The sequence below is a fragment of the Pseudoalteromonas luteoviolacea genome (assembly GCF_021654285.1).
Classification (GTDB): domain Bacteria; phylum Pseudomonadota; class Gammaproteobacteria; order Enterobacterales; family Alteromonadaceae; genus Pseudoalteromonas; species Pseudoalteromonas luteoviolacea_J.
On record NZ_JAKFZS010000017.1, the window covers coordinates 56,479 to 78,850 of the forward strand.

Below are 22,372 nucleotides of genomic sequence, written 5' to 3' on the forward strand. Positions count from 1 at the left end.
AATGGAACATTTGCATAAAGAAATTCGCCAACTTTTAGATCTAGACCAGCAGGCTCGTATAAAAGAAACGCTTAAAAGAAGGTGGATAGGCTATTCACAAGCGAATCAAATATTAAATCGGATGGAGGAGCTAGTAAATCATCCTAAAGTACATCGCATGCCAAATTTACTCATCAAAGCTGACACTAATAACGGTAAATCGTACCTTATCCAAAAGTTTTTAAAAAACCACCGTCCTTACGTCAGTGATACCAGTACCGTCGTGGTTCCCGTCGTCTCAATAGAAATACAGCCCGACGCAAATGCAAATACTTTATATGGCTTAATTCTAGATGAGTTAGAGGTCACTTATAGCTTCACCGCAAAAAAAGAGGTCAAAACCAAACTCGTATTCGATGCACTTGAGAGAATGCAAGTGAAGTTGCTGATCATTGATGAGCTTCATGTACTCATGAATACAACAAAATTGAAAAAAGCACAGATGCTGGATACGCTCAAATATTTAGGTAATAGAGCACAAATACCTATCGTCGGTGCCGGTACTAAAGAAGCTCACACCGCAGTTGTGTCTGACCCACAGCTTGCAAATCGCTTTGAACCTATGGAATTGCCCCATTGGAAGTTAAATACTGATTATAGGAAGTTGCTTGCAACGTTTGAACAACTACTCCCCCTTGCCAACCCTTCCAACCTGCAACAGCAAGAAATTGCTATACAAATATTTGCTATGACGGGTGGAATAATTGGCGAGATTGACTCTTTGCTAAAAAGAGCAACTATTTCTGCAATCAAAAACAAATCGGAGTGTATTACACTCAATACCTTGAAAGAACTGAACTGGCAATCACCAGAAGAACGACGACGAATTTAAGTTCGAATCGCTTTTAGGAGAAGTGTGCCTATTTAGGAGCTAATATAACCACACTAATTCGAATTTTCTCTCTTATTTAAACCATTTCTCTTTTAAGAATGCATCAACATCATGATGTACATTGAACCATGACGCATCATTAGTCGTCGTATTTACAACCATGAGAGAGTCATTCTGATCCATTTCCTTCCATATGATACTAGCAGCTTCTTTTGCCGAGTAGTTGGAGTTTAAATACCAATAAGATTTATGCACTTTTGCCCACTCCCCCAACGTCTTAATTTTTTCAATTACTCTAGTATAATCTTGGCCAGGGCTATTTAAATCATAAGAAATCAATAAGTTATTTGCCATTTACTTTTCCTTTAAATTTTGCATGATACTTATACATGTGGACCATATTCTTACATATCAAGCCACCCAGATAATTTTTTATTCGTAACATCTTAATATGGGAGTGACCTATGCTATGTAATTATCTTTTCAATTGAAAAGTGTGCTCGAATCATAAAAAATAAGCAGTTTTAGATAATGTACGGTGTATTTTTTGGCTGAGGAGAATTCCTTTACTACCTTGCTAGTAAAATGATAATGATGCAATAGAGGTAGTTTTCATGATAACTACACACCATAAATTGATAGGTAAAACGGCAATTTTCTCTGATGAAGCACTATCATCTTGGATCAATCGGTTAGCTAGAGACAATCTATGCTCCCCCTATTTATTTTGCTCAAGATATTTAGGGCAAACGCTTATAAACAGAGATATTGATAGAGCCATATCAAATACAGCATTGTTAAAAATTGCAGAACTAACCAGTGAACCCATTCATACAATTCAGCAACTACAAATACCGCAGTACTATAACTCAGGGATAAAGAAAAAAAAGACATTGTTACATGAGCAACTTAGCCTTCATTGTCATATCAAAGGATTCAAAAGGCTTAATCGATGGATCCAGTTTTGCCCTATATGTTTAAAAGAGAATAACTACTATAGACGTTACTGGCGCTTCGCTTTATGTACGACATGTTTCTTACACAATACCGTATTACAAGATGCTTGCCCAAACTGTTTGAAACCTATCAACTTTTTTAATATTCACTTATTACATTCATCCAAAGCTATTTGTGAACACTGCTTGTTTGATTTAACGCAATCTGAATGCGACATTGTTATCCTGAATGATGTTATCTCATTTGATAAAGCATTAGTCGAAGCTATCAATAGTGGTTGGGTTATGTGGCGAAATTTCAATCTACACGCTTTCCCTTTTATTTCAGGTGTAATTTATTTAATAAATGGTATCAGAAAATCGTTGTTTCACTGTATAGACAACAATTCACACCCTTTACTCAATAAACCGTTTGGTCAATTAAATACTATTACACGACACCAGATCACCCAAATATTAGCATCATTGTTAAAAAATTGGCCCTACGAGCTCACCCAACTAAAAGAAGGAAATATTATCTCTCAGACCGCATTTTACAAAGACTCACAACACGACTGGCCATTCTGGATCTGGAAGGTCATGAGATCAGAGTTGAATAAGGGTACATATTGGCTTCGTTCAGATGAAATTGAATCAGCAATAGCTTTCTTACAAAAAAATAAGTATCAAATATCCCCGTCAAATGTTGGCGAAGTATTGGGGCGAGATCGATCTTTTTACGTAAACGCAAAAAATAAGAGGCTTATTGAAAATGCAATGCAAGTTCAACAGTGGAAAAAGAAGATTTTCCATTGGTAAATACAAATAAAGCCTCCGTATTATCATATACCTTGTCAATTAAATGCCTTTGCTGTACGTTAACCAAACAATAAGTTAGCTAGGAGCACTTATGAGAAGGAACTATTATAAGTTAAACTCTTTACGCCATAGATTTTCCGAAGAGCTATTTTCTCAAACAATAGTCCACTGCTTTGGTACATTATCCGATAAAAATACTGGGAAGAAGATTGAGACCAACATTAATTGTGTGTTCGCTAATCTAGAACAGCAAAGCAATAAACCTTTTTTCATCGATAGTATTCCTATTGAAGCGCTTTCAATCTTGCGACGAGGTGATGTCTATAATCAAGAAGGCATTTACCTTAAAAAAGAACCTAGTAGAACAGAAGAAAAAAGAATTCGCTTTCAATATAGCCACCAAAATAAACCCGAGCCCATTACTAACTTTCTTTCAACACCGACCTTAGACAAAAAATATAAACAACTATCACTTGAATTTCGCAATCAATGGGCCATCAAAGTATTAGAGCAAGACCAAGCTCACGCTACTACACCAATCATAATTCCATGTAGTGCTATCGCTAGCTTTTACTTGCCTCATAGCTGCTTGATAAGAGCTGCTCTTTCTGGTGAGGGTAAAACTGCTGACACAACTTTAGTCAATCAAAAGCTCACAGAGGAAGGAAGAAAAGTAACAATTAGAGAGGGGATTGAATACGTCCATCTGACTAAAAGTATGTATGATGTCGTTGCTCCTCACATTGCTAGAATTTACCTATCAACTTCTGCAAAACGCGCTTTTAATGCAATTCATGGTATGTCTAAATTAATACCATTACACACCACAAATAATTTTGCACTATCTTGTATGCCCTTCGTTGAGGGCACATTGAACTGGAAAGTACTGGGGAAAGCTTTTACCGACCCTGAATTTGGGCCATTATTTTTAGTTTCTCAAATTATATCATGCAATGGATCTTTTCCTTTCAAAGAGCTCATTTTTGGTAGAGAAAATGATACTCGAGGCATAGAAGATAAAAATACAAAGGAAGTAGAGCGAGGTGATAAAAAGCCCCCTGTAAAATTAAGCAACCCACCACCTAAAAATAATGATGATACGCAACCAAAGGAACCGACTTCTGAACCCGAAACTGATTTGGACCACAATAAAATTGCAGATAGTGAAATAGAGTCCACGCATATTATTTTTGACAATGACGATACACTCTATAGCCAGTTATCTAATACCATCATTCGAAAGATTGACAAGATAACCATAAAAACGAAAGGCAAACAGCCTATTATTAAGACCGTCAGTGCAGCTGGGGTTTCTTTTTTGGCGGGTCCAAAGGGAGATACTTCTGGCCAAACGGAAAGCATTCGCTCCAAATTGGAGGCGGGTAGGATCTCTACGGTTAATAGTAAGCTTATCCACGATACTCCAAACAGTGAAGCAGGAATAAGCGCGCCTGATTTGGCAAGAATTTACGACCTTTTAAGTGATCTACACCTAACTGGCTTCAAAGTTACGTTCAGAAATATTAAAAGTCCATGTGAAAATGCTCTACAACTGACTAGAGTTGAAAACGTTATTCCTCCTGAATATCGAGATCTAAGCGGCCCAGGTTCATGGATAATGCGACACAAACCACCTAAAGACTCTGGCCATGAAAAGCTAGAAGAGACTATCCATAGATGTCGTAAATTTTTAATTGCTGAGTTCGCATACGACGATTCTTTTTATGCATATTTAGTTGAGTTTCAAGATGCTGAGGCCGATAGTATTGCATCTTTATTCTTTTCGAACTTTGATCGTCGCATGTCACCTAAGGCGTTATTAAATGAAATATTACTCAATGTTATGGGTAAGCGAAGGCATTGGCGTAAAAACACAAAGTTGAAATATGCCAAAAAGCTAACTCACAAAGTGGCCCCTAACCACCTTACCCAAGCTGAAAAGCAGACTGTAGAGCAAGCCTATTTAGATAAAGTTTCGGCAAACGTAGTGAGCGCATTTTCACTGCATAATAAAACTCAGGAGATTGCATCCAACAATGAAGCTGTTGAGGTGTCAAACTCTAAAGAAAAGCAATTAGAAACAACGCTTTGATACTTACAATAATGACTATTATCAGACCGTTGACAACAGTATTTATTGAGTAAATCCCCACGTTTAATAAATATAGTGTGACCGGGGCTTTTGTTGTCATGCCAATCATATTGGTTTACAGCAAAATCCCGTTATTTGAGCTCTCCTCACTATCGAGACAATTATAGAGATAAATCAGAATTATCGATGTTTTAACGGTTCTTTCAAGAATGTAGCTAATTCTGTTTGTAGTTTTCAAGTAATGAGCCGGCAGATAAACATCATTAAAAGGTCCTTAATTTTGTTAAATTCCAGATGGAAGCAGGATAATCTTTGCTATATTTGTTGTAAGAATAAAAGGAATTAGCCCAACTATATCCCATGTCTAAAAACACTCATCTCAACAACTTGAAAGTGCCATCATACCAAGAGAGCTATGCTGACTTCCCTAGTAAGTTAAATGGGAATGATTTGCTGAGTGCTTTGAAAGCATCTATGGAATTCGCCGCTGATGAAGTCTTTTGGATAGACGCCAATGCTGAGATTCTATACGCCAACAATGCCGCACATTTAAAGTTGGGATATAAACAATATGAGTTAAACGGCACAAAGATATGGGAGTGGGACACAACTTTTTCAAAAGAGCTTTGGCCTCTTTTCTGGCAAGAACTACAAACTCGTAAACATATTGAATTTGAAAGCTTGCAGCAAACGAAAACCGGTGACTCTTTTCCTATTCAATTAAAAGGCCACTACTTCAAATCCAATAATGAAGAGATGTTTATTGTTTTCATCTCTGATTTAACCGATAAAAAGCAAGAAGCTGAAAAGCTTAAAGCACAAGCTGTACACATCTCAAATCTACTAGAACAAGAGAAAAAACGCTTTTCCGAATTTGTTGATTTGGCGCCCGTTGGTGTTGCTATTAATCGATTGGATGATGGCGCTTTTGACTACATTAATCATGAGTTTAGTCAATTTTCAGGATATAGCCTTGATGAACTCAATGGTATGAATTATTGGCAACTGACACCCAAAAAATATGAAGTACAAGAGAAAATACAGTTAGCTGATATAGCTCGAACAGGTCGCTATGGCCCATACGAGAAAGAATACATCCACAAAAATGGGTATACGTTCCCTGTACTGTTATCTGGAATTAAGATTACGGAAATAGATGGAACTGATTACATTTGGTCAGTTGTACAGGATATATCACAGCAAAAGCAAATCGAGCAACAACTAGCCCAAGCAAAACACGAAGCTGATACCTATGCTCATCGAATGCAATTGGCAAACGACTCAGCAGGTATTGGTGTGTGGGAATGGGATCTTAATGATGATTCGCTAATCTGGGATGCATGGATGTACAAACTATACGGGATTGATGAAAAGCAATTCTCAGGTGCATATGAAGCCTGGGAAAACAGTGTTCACCCAGATGATATCGCATCCGCTAAAAGCAAACTACAGGCCGCTATTGAACACACAGGTATTTATGACCCAGAGTTTCGGGTCATTCACCCTAGTGGAGAAATCAGAACACTCAAAGCTAGTGCTGAGGTCATCTGTGACAATGAAGGCAATCCGATTAGAGTTATTGGTGTTAATTACGATATCACCGATAAAATCACCGCGCTGGAAACCTTAGAAAAAGCCAGAAAAAAAGCAGAAGAAGCAACTAAATCAAAAAGCGATTTCTTAGCAAATATGAGTCATGAAATTAGAACGCCCATGAATGCTATTCTAGGAGGGTTACAACTTTTACAGAATGAAGCTCTTGACGATAACCTCAAGGTGCTCATAGATAATGCCGCTTACTCCGCGAAAAGCCTTTTAACTATTATCAATGATATTTTAGATTACTCTAAAATTGAGTCTAACAAATTGGAATTAGAACAAGCCCCCCTATCATTCATCGAAGTGATTGAATCCGTAAAGTATGACTTAGACCCTCTTGTGAGTAATAAAGGGATTGAATTTATTTCTATCATTGATGATGACTTTTCAGATGGCTGGCTTGGAGATATTGTTAGGATCAAACAAATCCTACTGAATTTAACCTCAAATGCAGTTAAATTTACTGACATCGGTAAAGTAACACTGCAAGTAAGTATTAAAACGTATAAAAACATGCCAGCTATCTGTGTCACGGTTATAGACTCAGGTATTGGAATGAGTACAGAGGCACAAAAAAGGATCTTTGAACGGTTTGCTCAAGCTGATTCTTCCACAACAAGAAAGTACGGTGGCACTGGTTTGGGTATGTCTATCACACTAAATTTAATAAAAATGATGGGAGGCAACATTGATGTAGTCAGTACGCCAAATGTAGGCACCAAAGTGCAGGTTGTTTTGCCACTTAAACAATCATCATTAGGGGACGTTGAGAGAAAAACAAAATCAATATCTGCACCAGACCTAACTGGAAAAAAATTATTAATAGCAGAAGATAACAAAATAAATCAGGTTGTAATTGCATCTTTTTTAAAGGACACAAATGCAAATCTAACTATCGTAGAAAATGGTAAACTCGCCATACAAGCAGTTGAAGAAGGAGAATTTGATTTAATACTCATGGATATCCATATGCCAGAAATGGATGGTGTTGAAGCACAAAAACATATTCATAGTATTAAAAACAATATTCCGATTATCGCTTTAACAGCAAATGTGATGGTTGAAGATGTAAAATCATATTTAGCGTTAGGGTTTGATGCCCATATAGGTAAGCCAATAGATATGAGCAACCTATTTGGAGTACTAGAAGCCTACTCGAATACCTGAAGTAAACCTAGAAATCCTATTCAACGTTTAAATTTTAAGAAATATATGTCTTTTTAAATCAAGTACTACTTACTTTCTCTATAGGAACCAAGATAGGTAGATATAGCCACTAGTAGTATCATAAGTCCGACTAAAACTTGATAAATTACAAGTCCTTCTGTAAGCATATTTACAGGGTGTATCTCACCATATCCAAGTGTTGTCAGTGTTACTGTACTAAAATATACAGCTTGAAAAAAGTCGCGGAAAGGCTCATTAAATAGCCCCGCGATTGGCACATAAAAATATATCAATGCAAAATTAATAATGAGCCCTACATAACTCCTCATCGCCATATTCAGCCTATCTATTGATGTTAGCGTTGAATTTTGTGTTTTTAAGCTAAGTATGCGTAGTGTGTCCTTGTAAAAGGCAATTACGATTTCATTACATCTAGAAACGCCATATACGACCAATAAAATCGTGAAACAACCAGGTACAACCTTATAGTAAGTCAATGCAATTGTTATAAAAATTTCAAAAGCAAATAATCCAAGGCTCCATTTCTTCAGCGTCTTTGCCCGCGCATTAGGCTCTTCCTCTTTAAGCAATCTAATGGTAAAGCGAGATGGCGAAAGCAATAAAAGAGCGAAATTTTTTAAGAAATGTCTCATTGTTGAACTTCTCCCTTGTTTGATGTAAGCACCCCATATTAGGAATATCTACATTCCATATGTTGACAGCAAATTCATGATAACCGAGGAAGACCCCAGTGAACCTCACTTTGAAAAGTGCCTAAGAAAACGCTCAATAACTGCGGTGTAATACCGAAGAGTAGAACATGTTTGGGCCTTTCATAGTGTTGATTATTAAGTAGCTCCTCCCTGCCGAATAAATTTAGCTGCGACTTTATCTCCCCAACCAAGCTAAAAACACAAAATTTAAAAATTAGTTTAAATTAAATTAAAAATAACATAAATTAATTTACACATAAATATTCTCATTACTTTTGAGATATTTACTCTTTATATCAATACCTACAAGGACGGATATCATGATAAGAGTTTTGACTTTATTGTTTATTTTGACGAGTTCTTTTTTTAGTCATGCTATGACTGTTATGTCTTTGAACACTGAGTGGTTTTGGGATGGTCAGTTACCCCATGAAGGGCAAATTGCAATGGGGCCAGCAGGTAGCCCCCCAAGTCCAAAACAAGTAGAGTTAGAAGCGTTCGCAATCGCCCAAATAATCAAAAATAAAGACGCCAAAATTGTCGCTCTAAGTGAAATAGAGAATATTACTGTCGCCGAAAAAATTACTCACTATTTAGGACCCGAATGGAAGGTTATCTTTTCTAAGGGAAGAGATCACTATACTGGGCAAGATGTCGCTATTCTAACAACCTTTAGTGTCATTAAAGGCTCGATATCTAATCTAAAGGGGACCAAAGGAATCTATCAATCAACAGAAGCAACGCCTTCCAAAGCGTTGTCTGTTGGACTCGAATCAAATGGCATTTCATACCTTGTTACTGCTGCGCATTTAATCTCAAAAAAAAGCGGTAATAACCTTAAAAGAGCAGCGCAAGCGAATTCTATATCTAGACATATTAATGCTCATAAACACAATTACGATCACTATATTGTCTTAGGAGATTTAAATGACACGCCAAATTCAGAAACACTGTTACAGCTGCAATCGACAGGCCTCAAACAGATCAGTTCGCCATCTGACTTCTCATATATTTACAGAGGAAAGAAGCAGCTCATCGACCATATCTTAGTCTCTCAAGGACTATCAACCAATGCAAAGTTCGGCAATATTTTCATGGGGCCAATAAGTGACCACTATGGTGTGTATGCAGAGCTGTAATTAAAAATAAACACCGAAGATAAGGATTAATACATGTCTCGAGCTAAAGAAAGCGCACTAACAGACGCCCAAATTGCTTCAATTAAAATTGATAAATTGATATTTCATGTCATTCAAGCTGATCAGGAAGAAGGCGATAAAGTTACAAAACTCAGTGAAGTGGTTCTAGACCAAGAGCAAACACAGTTTTTTATAGAACGTATCCAAAGCGTCTCAAAAGGCATACAGTACAACTTTAACCCTGATACATTATCTACAAAAGAAGCATGTGCGACTTTGCTTAACCCTGACAAAGACTTCAACAGTGAGTCTGTGAAACTAACCAGTAGCTTTGCACAACAACATAGAGGTCATATGGCAAATGGCGTCTTCGTTGTGTCTACCGTAACAATAAAGGTCGCAGAAAAAGAAGAACTTCAGCTATTATTTTTAGCCAAGTTTGACTATAGAAAAGTCTATGAGATCACAGTTAAGGCTCGAGAGGATGGATCTGGTGATGAAGTGATCATGAAAAAAATTGCCGCAAACCTAGTGGAAGATAAAAGCGCGATTCAAAAAAGTGCGCTTGTAGATATCTCAGAGACCTTTAGCTGGGATATTTTGGCTGACGAGAGAAGACTGAAGGCTAATGGTGAAGTCACAGACTATTTTAAAGCTTTTCTCGGCGCTATACTTCGTGAGGTTGCAAGTGTTTTAACTAAACGAGCTGTCACTTTAGTAAACAAAATAGCCCGAGAATTAGATGAGAATAACCTGCCTGAAGGTGCTGTAAGAGGGGACTATAGAGCTCGCGCAGTCGCCTATATGGAAACCAGTGATGAATATGATTCTGATGATTTTTTAAATTCTGTAGTCAAAGATGATGATCCAAAGAGACGAGAGGAAACTAGAGAGATATTTAAAAAAGAGCTAGAATTAGCAGGTCTCACAAATCAAAAATTTGTTCCAAAGCCTAAATCACTCCCGAAATCTCAGAGAAAACAAGTTTGGCGCACTGCTGAAGGATTGGAAATAGAAATACCAGGTGAGACTGCTGATTTTGGACTAAATGTAGAGCATTTACCGGGCAATCAAGGTGTTTTAATACAAATTCAGACTCAACGATATGAAGTTAAGAAATAATGACTCTAGTACTCAAATCACTGTGTGAAAGCTTGCTGCAAATTTGCAAGCTCGCAGACAACTGGCATGAAACAGATGAACTCATTACTGCCAATGGGAGGTTCAATGAGGAAATTCGACTTTCATTGTTGAACTGCCTGCAAACTTTTACGCAAAATCAAGTAAAATTACCAAACTTGCAATGTGATGAGGATACAGCTGATATTGAGTACTTGGATGAAATTGATCAATATGCGCCACCTGCCAATTGGAACTTTAGTATAAGTAAGTCACGGCTATTATCAGCTATTCCCAATGTACGCGAAAGTGACATGCTTTTTCTGGATATCGATAATTTTTCAGAATGGTCTTCAGACTTATCTCCTCTCAATATGAAAGGTTTGGAGTTCGATACACATGTTCATCTGTACGTATATGGACTGCAGGCACCTTTTGGTGGGCATAAATTAACAGTATCGAATATTGAAGAGGTCATTCACGACCAAACACCTAACTCGCTTCAAATGCCAAATGAAAAACAAATCAGAAGTGTCTTACATGTCATTAGCGACAAAAAAATATTTATCGACCCCTCTGCATTCTCATTAATATGGGGAGACTTTTCACAGCCTGCCGCGCAACCTTTTTTGCGTTTAAATTACCAATTATTACTCTTAACCCTCGCCCAAGACATCTGCGTAAAAGATGACAAAATTAATATCATTATACGAGGAACACGGAGGATTGAGGTCCCTTTAGTAAACTCTGGAGATAAAATATCTCAAGAAGACCTTACAAATCTTAGTGAAGCTGTGCGCTGGGTTTACGAAGAGCGCTCCGAAACGAGACATAAACTGCTAACCGATAGGCTGTCCATTGAAGCTGATGAAGAGCAGTCTTTTAAGCTAATTGTGAAATTACATATCTCAGATGCTCATAGACAAGCAAAAGATAGCTATGGCTTTGTCGTTTTGGAACGTAGTGATGCATACCACAAAGAATTAAGAGATGTCATAAAGGATGTGAGGGCTCAAGCTGATCTATTCGCTGCAAAAGTGAGAGACCTTATCAGCACTCTTTTAAGAGATGCACTCGCCGTACTTTTTTTAATTGGTATTAGCCTTGTGGGACGGTTTAAGGGAGAGTCAATTGGAAAGCTGGTATCTCAATATGAAATACAATTGTTTTTCAAAGTACTCGCTATATACTTTCTTGTTTCGATAATTCTTCAGACCTTAGGGGGATCGAGAGACGTCAAGCTATCCGAATCAGAAAGCCGTTCATGGCAAGCTCTATCAAAAGAATACGTACCTGAAAAAACCATTAAAGAGTACTTCGTATCCCCGTTAGAGCAACGTAAAAAAACGTATTATATGGTCACCATAATTTGTTGGGGACTATACTTAACATTGGCCTTATTAAGCTGGAATCTACAATTTGTTCTTAACTGCTTTTTATCGCCTACTACTTAAATTACTTCACTCACACCACAGAAATATTCGCATAAAAACTTGTCTTTACGAATATGGGGCTATTCTGAATAAGTAACTTAAAAAAGCGCCCTACCGAGCGCTTTTGATGACACAACTATTAACGAGGGTCGTTACTAGCGTGTTGCACTTTTACTTGAACTATCGGTGCATGAATTAAATACCACTGATGCACATCTTGAGTTTTCCCTTTACCTTTCTGAGGCTTACACACAACCATCAAGCCTACATTAAGCAAGCGCTTGTTAGCATTACGAAAAGCTTCGGAGATATTACTACATCCGGATTGACTTCGAACGACATGTGTAATGTCCCCAGGGTGTGAGGCCACATACTCGATGGCATTCCTCATTTTAGTTTTTCCAAAGCCTACGAGAGCTTTGTTTAATTCACTCTTTGTTAAACGAGCAATACGGGAAGGGCTAAAATTCAATGTTTGGTTGGCGGTTTCTTTAAAAAATATTTCTTTATTAATCATTTAATAAAATTTTCCTTCTAAGGATCTTCTAATATAAATAGTTTGGACTGATAATATCCAAGAATAAATCTAACCTGATATTTACAGGAAGATAATTTATGCTAATTCACATAAGAAATCATGTCAACACAAAAAACCCACCTCTATATTAGACAAAGGTAGGGTATTTAATCTTGTAAATTTTTTTATCATTTTTTCTAGCGCAGAGGGTTATCAAGCCTCTGCGCCGACCGTTGCCTTATATGCAACGAAGAAATATTTTTCGAATCTAACCGCCAAGTGAGATTCGACCTGATATTATGCAAAATTGAATTATGCGTCAAGAGCCGAACTTAGTTCTATTACTTCAATGCCTACGTCACAGTACTAATCACAAATAAACCAGCTAAACAGCATTAAAACGCATTTAAAGCCATTTAAATGGACTCACAAGAGCTTTTTATGACCTTTCTAAGGGGTCGATGAGGGTTTTGTCAAAACATCACAAATTGTGATGTTTTGCGCCGTTTTAACTTATTTTATTTTTTTTTCATTTTTTACAATCAATTTATAGGCTGAGTCTAAATATCGAAGACGAACTGAAGTGTAAATGAAAACTCACTGACGAGACCTGGGTATTTAGTGGCCCTTAGATAAGTCAACAGCATAAGGGCCATACTCAGACAAGTTTTTTAAGATAAATATGACGAGGCCTTCTATTGATGCATAAATAACATCACTGATGTTATTTACTCATGAACATAAATAACAAAAATTGGGCTTTTAGCTAAAAGTAAGAAAGTTACTTAAAACTTTGCAAACTTCAAATCATGCCCAATAATTAACATCAACTAAAGGAATGTTAACACCAATATACCAAAGGAGTATTAATATAATGAAGATGAATCCCATTAATAAACTAGCCCTATGCTTAATCTCAACAGCTGTTTGTACAAACATTGGTTACGCATCTGAACAAACATATGTCGACTCCATTAAAAAGGCAGAGCTTCAAACATCTTTCAATCAAGAGCGATATCACAACAATGAGGTAGTTGATATTCAAGCAATCGGCACCGAACTAGATGAGAGAGACTTAGAGTATGGATATGCCATAGGGTGGACATATAAAATAGGTGAAAGATATAAAAGTCGTTGCTCAGGTACCCTTATTACCAAGGAGTGGGTAATGACTGCTGCACACTGCCTTCATCCAGAATATCTTAAAGAAGCATTTAATTTGAATGAAGGTGAAGAGGCCGTACCAAGAATTATGCTGATTGGGAACACGGCTAACAGAGACACCGATGGTAACCAAACGTACTTTCTAAATATAAAAGGTCATTCACAATCATCACCTGCCATATATTTTCATAGTGAGTATAGCAATCGCACTCCACAGAATGATCGAGCAAACATAGAATACGCTAAAGATGATTTTGCAATTTTCCAACTAGAGTCGGCAGTGTCAGGTAATTATACCCCAGCTTTTATGCCTTCACGCCTCAGCTTTGCAAAATATAACAAAACAAATAAAGTACTGAATGTAGTCGGTTCTAGCCCTGCATATGGTGATATAAACGAATCAGATGGAACTAGAGATATAACTTTCAGAAAAGCAAGACCAACGATTGGGGCAGGAAATGAAGGCTCAACTTACAGAAGAAACGAATATAAACACCAAATTTTATATTCTGATCGTGTGTTATGTGGAGGGGATAGCGGATCATCAATCACAACTACATACCGCCCTACGACGATTTTAGGTGTTGCTTCCAGAGCAAGTAATGCTCAAGCAGGGAAATGTGCCTCAGGAGTGAGTGAAACACAGAACTTTGCTTTATACGGTGCACTTGATTTAAGTAGCAACGCTCCTTTAGTAAGGTTACTTGAGAATGCCGGTATTGTTATTGTGAAAAAGACCAATTACATTTCAGATTCCCAGACGACTGGAATATTTGTCGATAACCCAATCGTAAATGGGAGCAGAGATACTAGAGCTGTTGTGGATGTCAAAGCAATTGGTAATATTACAGGCTCTCTTAACTTTACTGTCATAGGTGTAAAGCCAGGAGGCGGTAATGTAACCCTTGGTAGAACTTATCTTAAGTCTACTCGATACGAAGGTACAGCGGAATTGAGGCTCGCCGGGATACAGAGTTACTCTAAATTATTAGTTGCGTTTGACAAATCAGCGGAGAACCATGGCGCAGAGATTTCAATTAACATCATCCGCCAACCTTAGTGTTAGCTAACTAAAATCAAACCTAACCGTTTTTTTATCACTTTACTTAAAACTGTTAGGTTCTCTGTAACGTCCTACTTAAGGTCTATTTCTGACTTTAAATAATGTATAAGCATAACCAGTATATTCAATCCCATAAAACAGTATGGCTGTTATGCTTTCGTTCAAAGTCATTCACTCTTCAAGCTATCAATTCAAAGAAGAATTACAAATCAATAAGATAAGACTCTCTCATCTAAAGTATAAACTGACACTTATTAATCAAACAGTGAAGAAACCACTACTGAAATATAGAAATGCGCGTTATCTCTGTGAATGATTAAAAAGCAACCAAACAACGTGTAATCAAAACCAAAAATACTGAAACATGAAAGACATAATATGTGTACTTTAACTTAATACAAAGTTAACATCTAAAGAGTACTGTTCATTGGATAAGCTAAAGAGTAAAAGAGAGGTGAAATGATACAAAACCCGCCACCAGGACCAAATCAAAACATGCCTGAGCATGGTGCTGCTTATATTTCTTTTGGCAATTTTGCTGCATCAGTAAAAGACCATAAAACACTGGCTGTAATTCTAATTGTGGGACTCATACTACTAGGCTTATTTATCTTAAGCCCTACAAAAATCAATGATTTCCTTGATCGTCATTTCATAAACCCTAAAGCTTGGAAGCAATACGACTTATATGCTGAAAAGCAGAAAGCAGTTCAGTCGGTCATAGAGAATTGGAACAGAATTGAATCTATTGATGATATTAGTAAAACGGAAGTTAAGTCGATAAGAGCAAGTATAAAAGGTGCTCTTCAGAGGTTCAAAAACCTTGATATTTCAGAACTTCCCAGAATAAATGAAGTAATTTGGCATCACGACTTAGCGAGACTCTACAATATACAATATGATATCACACAGGATGAAAAATATTTCAATAAAGCAATAGAGCACTTAGACATCGCAGATGATATTGCATCGGGTGACACTCCTCCAAAGCTTACGAAAGCAGAAATTATCTTCTTTGAAAAGTACAAAATTAGTCATGAAATTCAGTGGACCTATTTAGCCTCTTACTCTATCAATGTAGCTTTGGGTAAACAGCAATATTTAGCAAAGTTAGATGAATTAAAAACCTACTTCGGGGGGTGTAAAGCGTTATTAGATGAATCTCTGGATCATAAAAGAATGCTAAAAGGTATTGGGTGCGAAGAATAAAACTGACCAATCAAAGCTGCTGGGCTAGAGCACAGCAGCTTCAAGAGCGATCAACCAAATACACCTCGGATAGTGTCAATGAGAGTCTTGTCATCATTTGGTTTAACTGGTGGTAATGAAGGGCCACCATTTCTAGCATGGAATGAAGCACCAGATTTCTCAACGGAAACGGCCTTTTCACTCTCTTCATTTGCTATCGATACACCTGCAGTTAAGATGAGCACACACAATGATGATGCTACCACTTTAAACTTTTTCGAGGAAGGCTTATGCCGGCTGATTGGACTCATATTCATATCAAACTCCTTTTAGACTTTTTCGTTTAATGCTTAATGGAGCTCCACTAAGCATATCAAGCAATTGTTAACCAGATTTAACATTTTGTCAACTTGGGTTTCGTCTTAGGCATTACATTTCGAGCAGTAAGCCTGTAGCACACTATGACAATTCAATCAGTGCAAAGGGTTTTCACTCTTATAATAAAAATAGACTATTCATTGATAACCCCCAAAAAAAAGAACTTTCAATTGAGGACGCGGGCTAACCGTCACTGTGAATATTATTTGATTAAGTTACAAACTATATACGCTACCATGCCAATTATCTTATTACTAGAACAGTGCAGAATCCAATATCACTTATCGCGCCCAATTCTCATTCAATATGTTAGTCAACAAGAGCGCTCCGAAACGAGATATAAATTGCTAACCTATAGGCTGTCCAGAAGCTGATGAAGAGCTGTCTTTTAAGTTAATTGTGAAATATCTACAATCAGTTCTTAACTACTTTTTACCGCCTACAAATTAAGTTACTAGATAGAAATCAGAACATTAGCCTCACAGAACTTGATTTTAGGCTGAAAGCAACCCAAGCCAACTTATTCATGTATTTAAAAGCCTACCTCATACTGTGGATGCATTGACTATAAAATCGTAAACAGCGTTCTATTGCCCTTTCTACGTTATGGCTGTTAAGTAACTAAACAGCCATAACGCTCCCCCTAGATTTTACCCTAACATTTGCTCAATTGACTCTGGTTTTGGTTCTTGAAAAAATGGAGTAGGTTCAGAGTTTCTGTACTTAATATTATTGGCATGAACAATACTATAAAGCCCGGATCGGCCAACAGAGTTCCAGGCTTTAATTAATGTATTCTCTCGTTCAGCTGCGGACCACTTCAGGGTTTTAACTTTTAGCCTTATCAGAAACTTATTCATATGCATTAAAGTTTCTGAGTCACTCAGACCAATACCTAAAACCATTTTATCCAGAAATTTAGAGGTATAAAGTTGATCAAATCTAGAACCAATATGATACATATACAGAACGGTTGGTATTGGTAAAATGCTTCTTGAGCCAAATCTATTTTTTACATACCGAGCCTGCTCTATCATGTCAGGATTCTCCAGAAGATAATACGAAATATCATCCGTGGTCACTATCATTGATTTTGAGGCATTACGCGCAATATTTGTCGTTTGTGAAAAACCTCTGTCATGCTTTAGGATTTTTGTAATTGCGGTATTTAGCATACTCGCTTCGGAAGGTCTGATTGAGTCTTGGAAATTTCTTGCGAGTAAATGTGCTTTTTGCCTTACTCTCCCTTGATCAATCGTATTGAATACATCATCTTCTAAACCAGCAACTATGTTTGACTCAATAGTTGCTCCTGATTCAACACATGCTAATAAACGATTTTGTCCATCTAACAGTCTTCCATCTGAACTGATCCGAATACTGTCACCATTATACTTCCATCGACCATTTCTCATAGCATCAGCATAAAGCACTATTTTTGATGTTACTGGAGGGATGTTATCTATATTAATTTCAAGAAGTTGCGAAGCTAACGCGGGCGAAATTTTTACTCTATCGATGGTGATGGGCTCAGGGGCTTTAAATTTGTTATCAACTAGATCTACAATAGCATCTGTCATTTTTATTTCCGTTTATAATTAAAATGATGGCTGTGTGGGGCGGCGACCCCACACAGCACTTTAGATTGTAGATTGTTTTCATTTTCAAAACAAACGCATAAAACCCACTTGCTCAAACTATAATCCGATGATTATCAATCTATTAATAATAAGAAATATTGGACTAGCTAAATGTGTACGTTTTCCAAGGTATTCTAGAAGGGTGGATACTCGCTAAAAAGTCGACGATATCTCTCCTCCCCCGATATTGAGGTACTCCTTTAGTATCTTGTGCCATCAGAGTGACTGGCATTCCTGGAAAGTAATTCATGAAAGATAGTATTGCTTCTTCACTCCTAGATGTGGAGTTAATTATACTTTGTTTAACTACAATAATAGCAAATGTTACACCTTGCTCTTTTACTACGGCACCGTCAAATTTCATTGAAATTCCTCAAAATGAGTAAAGGGAAGAACTACTGCTTTCAGCTAAAGGTATACCTCCAGCCTAATTATAAAATGTAGGCATAACCAGTATATTCAACCCCACTAAAACAATGCACTTATTGTGCTTTCGTTCATAGTAATTCATTATTCAGACTATCTGCTTAATGCGGAGCAATAAATCAATAAGATAAAATCTACCCACTTCAAACACCCACAAAGAAAAAACAAATAAACATTTAAAAATTAACAAAAAACCCCATATCTATACTTTTATAATCGCAAGGAAGAAATTGAAGTGAATAGTCAAACCGTTCAACCAGGTGATGTCGTTGTTAGTCAGTTTGGTTTATATCAGCATTGGGCCGTCGTTTCAGATATGGTGTGTAGCCAAGGTAAAAACATGTTGATATCAGCCTCTAAGCGCACAGGGACGGTAAAAGAAGAGCCCTGGGACACTGTCACACAAGGCAGCCATACTTATGTCGCCGCTATAGAAACTGAAAAATCAGTCATTCAAATCTTAAACGATGCGAGATCTCAAATAGATAATTGAAAGTATTCTCTAACCGAAAATAATTGTGAGCATTTCGCTAAGTGGAGTTCTGGGATGAAGTTGTCGTCCAGTCAGGTTACAGCAGGAATTGGAGGTGCGCTCTTGGGCGGACTCAGTGTTGCGGCCCTTTCAGAGAACCCTACCTTTATAAAAGTTTTAGGGGGCGCAGTTTTACTCGGGAGTGTCGCAGTTGCAACTGCGAAGCCATTGAAAAAATAATCCAATGCAAACTAACGCTAAACTCAAGAGTCAAACCGTCTGGGTTATCATTCAAAAATCCAATACGTTAAGGTTCTATGATCTTAACGCTGGTGAGTTCGTATCTCTTTCTGGTATTTCATTTGCTCACATGGATGAAATACCAGATTTTAATGGGGTATCTAAAGACGTTAATGGTATTACTGACCATATATGTAATCATGATAAATGCGCCATTTCTCTACGCGAAAATAATATCCCAGTATTTGAAACGAAGCAGTTAGCAAAGAGCTTCGCCATGTCAAAAAAACTCACTGGGTTTAAATACTTAAAGCTCAATCTTCTCTAAGTTTTCAGCGTTAGAGGAATTAAAATTAATTTGTGCAACCGCTTATTGCACAAATTAATCTAGCCCCACTTATCAAACTAAACCGACTAACACCGAAGTTTTCACAACTCTAAAGCTGTTAAAAGCCTACAGACTCTGTTGAAACGTACTTTATAAGTGCATACTAAATATATGCTCGAACCGTTTAAGATTAAACGCGACCAGAAATATTCATACTAATTGCAACTACTATGACCTAATTAAGCAATCACCGAGTATTTAAGTATCATATTCGTTGATACTAATTTCTGGATAGGAACGATTCAAGCTGCCTGTATTAGGTGAATTTCGCATAAAAGATTCTATAGACTAACGCCTGTTAAAGGGAAAATAATAGTTGGCTAGACATTACTGAATGTACGAACAAAAAAGCCTACCGTATTTTGTATCGCCTGAACAGCTTGTTATAAGCCTTGGTTTAATATGTATTTAACCAAGATTTAATCACCTGTCCCAGTATGAAGTCATATGAATTGCGAAAGTCTGAATTGCTTAAATTTCCATTATTTTCGAATGCTGCAACTCTAACTTTTGCTACGACAGTATCAGCTGCAGTTGTATCAGAGTCTCCATAATTAAGTGCTATTGAATACTTTATAGTTTTACCGCCGTTACACTCATGAATAAATACTCGCTCGTCTCTTGAAGCAAAAGCATGAATGGTAGAAACCATCGTTGGCAATTTAAAGTACACAACTTCAAAATCACCTTGGACTTCGTAAACGGAATACTGGCCACCATTAACTTCGCAAAACTCAGCCAGGGACTCTTTAAAATTTGCATAACCATTTCTATCACTAAGTAACCCATCACCGGTTACAAACCATAACTCTGTTAGATCTATTCCTGAATTGCCAAAATGTTGATAGTGAGGTCGATTATCCATCCTTATTTTGCCGATAAAGTTGGTGTTCTCCTTGGCAATTTGAACCAAATGTTGAGATAAGGTTCTTTCCTCAATTTTTAAACTAGGTGCAGTACTTTTACAGCCTACCAGAAAAAAATATAAAATTAATATGAGATATTTCAAGGTGCCTCCTTGGCTTATAACGCCCATCTAACAGGGAAGGTTTACCTGCACGCTGTTTGCGTTGTTTTTGCAACGCGCGTGACCGGAAACTGAATCCGCGTTGAGTTGCTTGTTATATTCCAGATAGAAAGGAATTGAAAGACTAACGTTTTTTTACAGCTTGAAGAGCCTTACCGGCATTAGAAGCTAACTCGTCTATGACTTGATCTTTTTTCTCAAGTACTTCTTGCAATAGCTCAAGTTCATTCTCTGCATGATTAAGAGCTGTTTCAGTATCTTCAACCCCATCATCGTAACCATCAACATACCCATCCATCCAACCTAGCTTGTACGTCTGGTCAAGAAGGTTAGCTTGTTGACTCTGTAAATTACTATCTTTGTTATTGTTGTTTGAACCCATGTTTCTTCCTCATTTGTTCACGCATTTGCTGCTTTAATTCATCATCAATAGTTGATCTCAAATGTTGGCTAATACTAAAGCTACTCCCTTTAGGAGAAGAAGAGCTATGTGTATTATCAACTTCACTTTTCAATTTACTCAACTTATGAGCTGGAAAAGCAACCACATTATTGTTTTGAGCCATACCCCCCCCATAAAACGAGACTCTAATAATTTAATAGTATAATATATGTACAACAAAGAACATAACAGGCTTATTCTATTCAACGGTGGTAGTTTATAACACTCCAAAGCGGTTCATATTACATACCTTCATAATTCCATTATTAATTTCGACTGTAAATTAGCATATAACACAGCATTAAATTCCAGTTTGTAGCTTTGCTCTCGGCCAACGGCCGTTCCTAGCCCAAAGCAGTAATTAGAGCATTCACGTTAGCCCACAATGGGGCACTTTCGATTTAGAACTGGCAGTGTATCGCGTGTGAAAGATGTCATTTTAGTATGCGCTTATAAAGTACCCAGTAAGAAGCTTAACCTTGGTGAAAAGTATTACTCTCACACCGCTTCTCTTTATCAATTAACACTTCTCACGAGAATAGAGGAGAAATCATTATCACTTATTGTGTCCAATTATCATTTAATGTGTCACCTGACATACTCGGGCAGTTCATCCAAAAATAAAATGCCATTGTGTGCCAGAGAAATCTCTCCAGGTTTAGGCGTAGATGATCCGCCAACTAAAGCGACAGCAGAGCAGGTGTGGTGTGGAGAGCGAAAGGGCCGTTGGCGCCAGTGAGATGGGTCAATATTTTTACCAATGAGAGAATAAATCGACGCGGTTTCCAACGCCTGATCAATTTGCATAGGCGGCATAATTGTAGGCATACGCTGAGCTAACATAGATTTTCCAGTACCAGGCGGACCCAAGAATAAAACATTGTGTCCACCTGCTGCTGCAATTTCTAACACGCGCTTTGCAACCGCTTGGCCTTTGACTTCATTCATATCAATATGGGCACTAAATTGCTCTTCATCAGTACACGCAATATGCTCATCAAAAGGCAGCGCTTGCTGACCACCTAAATCCAGCCATACATCTTTCAAGCTCGTGACAGACTTGCGTGCCCCTCTTGATACCAAGCTGGCCATCATTTTATTCGCTTTAGGAATATAACAACAACGCGAAACCCTCGCCGCCGCAATTAAAGCGGGAATAATCGCCGTCACCTCACGGATCTCGCCTGTCAGTGCAAGCTCACCGTAAAATTCATAACCCTCTGTTTGAGTGTGATTTAGCTGTCCAGACGCCACGATAATACCAATCGCAATGGCCAAGTCATATCTTCCCCCTTGCTTTGGTAAATCTGCTGGGGCCAAATTAACGGTAATACGTTGCTCAGGAAATAAAAAGTGACAATGGGCTAATGCGCAGCGCACTCGCTCCTTAGATTCTTTAACGGATGCTTCCGGTAAGCCAACAATATTAAAGGCAGGTAAACCATTGCTTAGATGAACTTCAACCGTGACAAGCGGCGCATCCACTCCCACTTGTGCACGTGTATAGATTTTTGCTAATGACATCCATTGTCTCACATTT

At 37.6% G+C, this 22,372-nt stretch carries 21 protein-coding genes and 1 pseudogene; 12 read left to right on the top strand and 10 right to left on the bottom strand.

The window, feature by feature from the left end; all coding sequences use genetic code 11:
* Position 1 precedes the first annotated feature (1 nt).
* Positions 2 to 871, top strand: coding sequence for a TniB family NTP-binding protein (locus L1077_RS16540; RefSeq protein WP_237138067.1), 870 nt, complete (start codon positions 2 to 4; stop codon positions 869 to 871).
* A 72-nt stretch (positions 872 to 943) separates the two neighbouring features.
* Here the strand turns inward: L1077_RS16540 and L1077_RS16545 are convergent, their stop codons facing one another.
* The gene (locus L1077_RS16545; protein WP_237138068.1) at positions 944 to 1,225 is read right to left on the bottom strand and encodes a hypothetical protein; all 282 of its coding nucleotides are present in this window, start codon (positions 1,223 to 1,225) and stop codon (positions 944 to 946) included.
* A gap of 260 nt (positions 1,226 to 1,485) precedes the next feature.
* Between L1077_RS16545 and L1077_RS16550 the strand changes: the two genes are divergently transcribed.
* The 3 genes from L1077_RS16550 (at position 1,486) to L1077_RS16560 (ending at position 7,483) form a co-directional block, all read left to right on the top strand.
* Entirely contained in the window at positions 1,486 to 2,625 is a 1,140-nt protein-coding gene (locus L1077_RS16550; protein WP_237138069.1) for a TniQ family protein, read from the top strand.
* Between the two features lie 91 nt (positions 2,626 to 2,716).
* Positions 2,717 to 4,717, top strand: coding sequence for a hypothetical protein (locus tag L1077_RS16555; RefSeq protein ID WP_237138070.1), 2,001 nt, complete (start codon positions 2,717 to 2,719; stop codon positions 4,715 to 4,717).
* 360 nt (positions 4,718 to 5,077) lie between these two features.
* Positions 5,078 to 7,483 carry a PAS domain S-box protein gene (locus L1077_RS16560; protein ID WP_237138071.1) on the top strand — a complete coding sequence of 802 codons (2,406 nt, stop codon included), beginning with the start codon at positions 5,078 to 5,080 and terminating at the stop codon, positions 7,481 to 7,483.
* Positions 7,484 to 7,548: 65 nt separating this feature from the next.
* Here the strand turns inward: L1077_RS16560 and L1077_RS16565 are convergent, their stop codons facing one another.
* A complete protein-coding gene (locus L1077_RS16565) occupies positions 7,549 to 8,136 on the bottom strand; it encodes a potassium channel family protein (RefSeq protein WP_237138072.1) in 588 nt (195 codons plus the stop codon).
* Positions 8,137 to 8,516: 380 nt separating this feature from the next.
* Here L1077_RS16565 and L1077_RS16570 point away from each other — a divergent pair, with 380 nt between their 5' ends.
* The 3 genes from L1077_RS16570 to L1077_RS16580 are packed head-to-tail and all read left to right on the top strand — an operon-like array spanning position 8,517 to position 11,908.
* Positions 8,517 to 9,335: an endonuclease/exonuclease/phosphatase family protein gene (locus L1077_RS16570; protein WP_237138073.1), complete on the top strand. Its 819-nt coding sequence runs from the start codon at positions 8,517 to 8,519 to the stop codon at positions 9,333 to 9,335.
* A 33-nt stretch (positions 9,336 to 9,368) separates the two neighbouring features.
* On the top strand, positions 9,369 to 10,457 hold the full coding sequence (locus L1077_RS16575) for a nucleoid-associated protein (RefSeq protein WP_237138074.1): 1,089 nt from the start codon (positions 9,369 to 9,371) through the stop codon (positions 10,455 to 10,457).
* On the top strand, positions 10,457 to 11,908 hold the full coding sequence (locus tag L1077_RS16580; protein WP_237138075.1) for a hypothetical protein: 1,452 nt from the start codon (positions 10,457 to 10,459) through the stop codon (positions 11,906 to 11,908). Before L1077_RS16575 ends, L1077_RS16580 begins: the two co-directional genes overlap by 1 nt.
* 118 nt (positions 11,909 to 12,026) lie before the next feature.
* Here L1077_RS16580 and L1077_RS16585 read toward each other — a convergent pair whose 3' ends face one another.
* Positions 12,027 to 12,404, bottom strand: coding sequence for a hypothetical protein (locus tag L1077_RS16585; RefSeq protein WP_237138076.1), 378 nt, complete (start codon positions 12,402 to 12,404; stop codon positions 12,027 to 12,029).
* A gap of 874 nt (positions 12,405 to 13,278) precedes the next feature.
* On the opposite strand from L1077_RS16585, the gene L1077_RS16590 reads away from it, so the two are divergent.
* Both L1077_RS16590 and L1077_RS16595 read left to right on the top strand, forming a co-directional pair.
* The gene (locus L1077_RS16590) at positions 13,279 to 14,628 is read left to right on the top strand and encodes a trypsin-like serine protease (protein WP_237138077.1); all 1,350 of its coding nucleotides are present in this window, start codon (positions 13,279 to 13,281) and stop codon (positions 14,626 to 14,628) included.
* Between the two features lie 462 nt (positions 14,629 to 15,090).
* Positions 15,091 to 15,840: a hypothetical protein gene (locus L1077_RS16595; RefSeq protein WP_237138078.1), complete on the top strand. Its 750-nt coding sequence runs from the start codon at positions 15,091 to 15,093 to the stop codon at positions 15,838 to 15,840.
* Between the two features lie 50 nt (positions 15,841 to 15,890).
* Here L1077_RS16595 and L1077_RS16600 read toward each other — a convergent pair whose 3' ends face one another.
* From L1077_RS16600 to L1077_RS16610, 3 genes are all read right to left on the bottom strand, one after another.
* Positions 15,891 to 16,136: a hypothetical protein gene (locus L1077_RS16600; RefSeq protein WP_237138079.1), complete on the bottom strand. Its 246-nt coding sequence runs from the start codon at positions 16,134 to 16,136 to the stop codon at positions 15,891 to 15,893.
* A 711-nt stretch (positions 16,137 to 16,847) separates the two neighbouring features.
* Positions 16,848 to 17,777, bottom strand: a complete 930-nt coding sequence (locus L1077_RS16605) for a hypothetical protein (protein WP_237138080.1) — start codon at positions 17,775 to 17,777, stop codon at positions 16,848 to 16,850.
* Between the two features lie 163 nt (positions 17,778 to 17,940).
* Positions 17,941 to 18,201, bottom strand: coding sequence for a hypothetical protein (locus tag L1077_RS16610; RefSeq protein WP_237138081.1), 261 nt, complete (start codon positions 18,199 to 18,201; stop codon positions 17,941 to 17,943).
* Between the two features lie 297 nt (positions 18,202 to 18,498).
* Here L1077_RS16610 and L1077_RS16615 point away from each other — a divergent pair, with 297 nt between their 5' ends.
* Genes L1077_RS16615 through L1077_RS16625 form a run of 3 tightly spaced genes read left to right on the top strand, consistent with a single transcriptional unit; the run spans position 18,499 to position 19,303 of the window.
* On the top strand, positions 18,499 to 18,756 hold the full coding sequence (locus L1077_RS16615; RefSeq protein WP_237138082.1) for a hypothetical protein: 258 nt from the start codon (positions 18,499 to 18,501) through the stop codon (positions 18,754 to 18,756).
* 54 nt (positions 18,757 to 18,810) lie between these two features.
* Positions 18,811 to 18,975: a hypothetical protein gene (locus L1077_RS16620; protein WP_237138083.1), complete on the top strand. Its 165-nt coding sequence runs from the start codon at positions 18,811 to 18,813 to the stop codon at positions 18,973 to 18,975.
* Positions 18,976 to 18,979: 4 nt separating this feature from the next.
* Positions 18,980 to 19,303 (top strand): hypothetical protein, encoded by a 324-nt coding sequence (locus L1077_RS16625; RefSeq protein ID WP_237138084.1) that lies wholly within the window; start codon positions 18,980 to 18,982, stop codon positions 19,301 to 19,303.
* A 457-nt stretch (positions 19,304 to 19,760) separates the two neighbouring features.
* Here L1077_RS16625 and L1077_RS16630 read toward each other — a convergent pair whose 3' ends face one another.
* The 4 genes and pseudogenes from L1077_RS16630 to L1077_RS16645 form a co-directional block, all read right to left on the bottom strand.
* Positions 19,761 to 20,372 carry a hypothetical protein gene (locus tag L1077_RS16630; RefSeq protein WP_237138085.1) on the bottom strand — a complete coding sequence of 204 codons (612 nt, stop codon included), beginning with the start codon at positions 20,370 to 20,372 and terminating at the stop codon, positions 19,761 to 19,763.
* A 142-nt stretch (positions 20,373 to 20,514) separates the two neighbouring features.
* Positions 20,515 to 20,772 carry a hypothetical protein gene (locus L1077_RS16635; protein WP_237138086.1) on the bottom strand — a complete coding sequence of 86 codons (258 nt, stop codon included), beginning with the start codon at positions 20,770 to 20,772 and terminating at the stop codon, positions 20,515 to 20,517.
* Positions 20,753 to 20,956, bottom strand: a complete 204-nt coding sequence (locus tag L1077_RS16640; protein WP_237138087.1) for a hypothetical protein — start codon at positions 20,954 to 20,956, stop codon at positions 20,753 to 20,755. The genes L1077_RS16635 and L1077_RS16640 overlap by 20 nt, the downstream gene beginning before the upstream one ends.
* Before the next feature lie 467 nt (positions 20,957 to 21,423).
* Positions 21,424 to 22,356, bottom strand: a pseudogene (locus L1077_RS16645) (YifB family Mg chelatase-like AAA ATPase); the annotation flags it as partial.
* Positions 22,357 to 22,372 lie beyond the last annotated feature (16 nt).

Excerpts from the sequence above, each read along its gene's own strand:
- L1077_RS16590 (WP_237138077.1), top strand. The coding sequence starts at position 13,279 with ATGAAGATGAATCCCATTAATAAACTAGCCCTATGCTTAATCTCAACA.
- L1077_RS16610 (WP_237138081.1), bottom strand. The coding sequence starts at position 18,201 with ATGAAATTTGACGGTGCCGTAGTAAAAGAGCAAGGTGTAACATTTGCT.
- L1077_RS16555 (WP_237138070.1), top strand. The coding sequence starts at position 2,717 with ATGAGAAGGAACTATTATAAGTTAAACTCTTTACGCCATAGATTTTCC.
- L1077_RS16565 (WP_237138072.1), bottom strand. The coding sequence starts at position 8,136 with ATGAGACATTTCTTAAAAAATTTCGCTCTTTTATTGCTTTCGCCATCT.
- L1077_RS16635 (WP_237138086.1), bottom strand. The coding sequence starts at position 20,772 with ATGGGTTCAAACAACAATAACAAAGATAGTAATTTACAGAGTCAACAA.
- L1077_RS16585 (WP_237138076.1), bottom strand. The coding sequence starts at position 12,404 with ATGATTAATAAAGAAATATTTTTTAAAGAAACCGCCAACCAAACATTG.
- L1077_RS16625 (WP_237138084.1), top strand. The coding sequence starts at position 18,980 with ATGCAAACTAACGCTAAACTCAAGAGTCAAACCGTCTGGGTTATCATT.
- L1077_RS16540 (WP_237138067.1), top strand. The coding sequence starts at position 2 with ATGGAACATTTGCATAAAGAAATTCGCCAACTTTTAGATCTAGACCAG.
- L1077_RS16570 (WP_237138073.1), top strand. The coding sequence starts at position 8,517 with ATGATAAGAGTTTTGACTTTATTGTTTATTTTGACGAGTTCTTTTTTT.
- L1077_RS16620 (WP_237138083.1), top strand. The coding sequence starts at position 18,811 with ATGAAGTTGTCGTCCAGTCAGGTTACAGCAGGAATTGGAGGTGCGCTC.
- L1077_RS16575 (WP_237138074.1), top strand. The coding sequence starts at position 9,369 with ATGTCTCGAGCTAAAGAAAGCGCACTAACAGACGCCCAAATTGCTTCA.
- L1077_RS16580 (WP_237138075.1), top strand. The coding sequence starts at position 10,457 with ATGACTCTAGTACTCAAATCACTGTGTGAAAGCTTGCTGCAAATTTGC.
- L1077_RS16605 (WP_237138080.1), bottom strand. The coding sequence starts at position 17,777 with ATGACAGATGCTATTGTAGATCTAGTTGATAACAAATTTAAAGCCCCT.
- L1077_RS16600 (WP_237138079.1), bottom strand. The coding sequence starts at position 16,136 with ATGAATATGAGTCCAATCAGCCGGCATAAGCCTTCCTCGAAAAAGTTT.
- L1077_RS16550 (WP_237138069.1), top strand. The coding sequence starts at position 1,486 with ATGATAACTACACACCATAAATTGATAGGTAAAACGGCAATTTTCTCT.
- L1077_RS16560 (WP_237138071.1), top strand. The coding sequence starts at position 5,078 with ATGTCTAAAAACACTCATCTCAACAACTTGAAAGTGCCATCATACCAA.
- L1077_RS16595 (WP_237138078.1), top strand. The coding sequence starts at position 15,091 with ATGATACAAAACCCGCCACCAGGACCAAATCAAAACATGCCTGAGCAT.
- L1077_RS16640 (WP_237138087.1), bottom strand. The coding sequence starts at position 20,956 with ATGGCTCAAAACAATAATGTGGTTGCTTTTCCAGCTCATAAGTTGAGT.
- L1077_RS16545 (WP_237138068.1), bottom strand. The coding sequence starts at position 1,225 with ATGGCAAATAACTTATTGATTTCTTATGATTTAAATAGCCCTGGCCAA.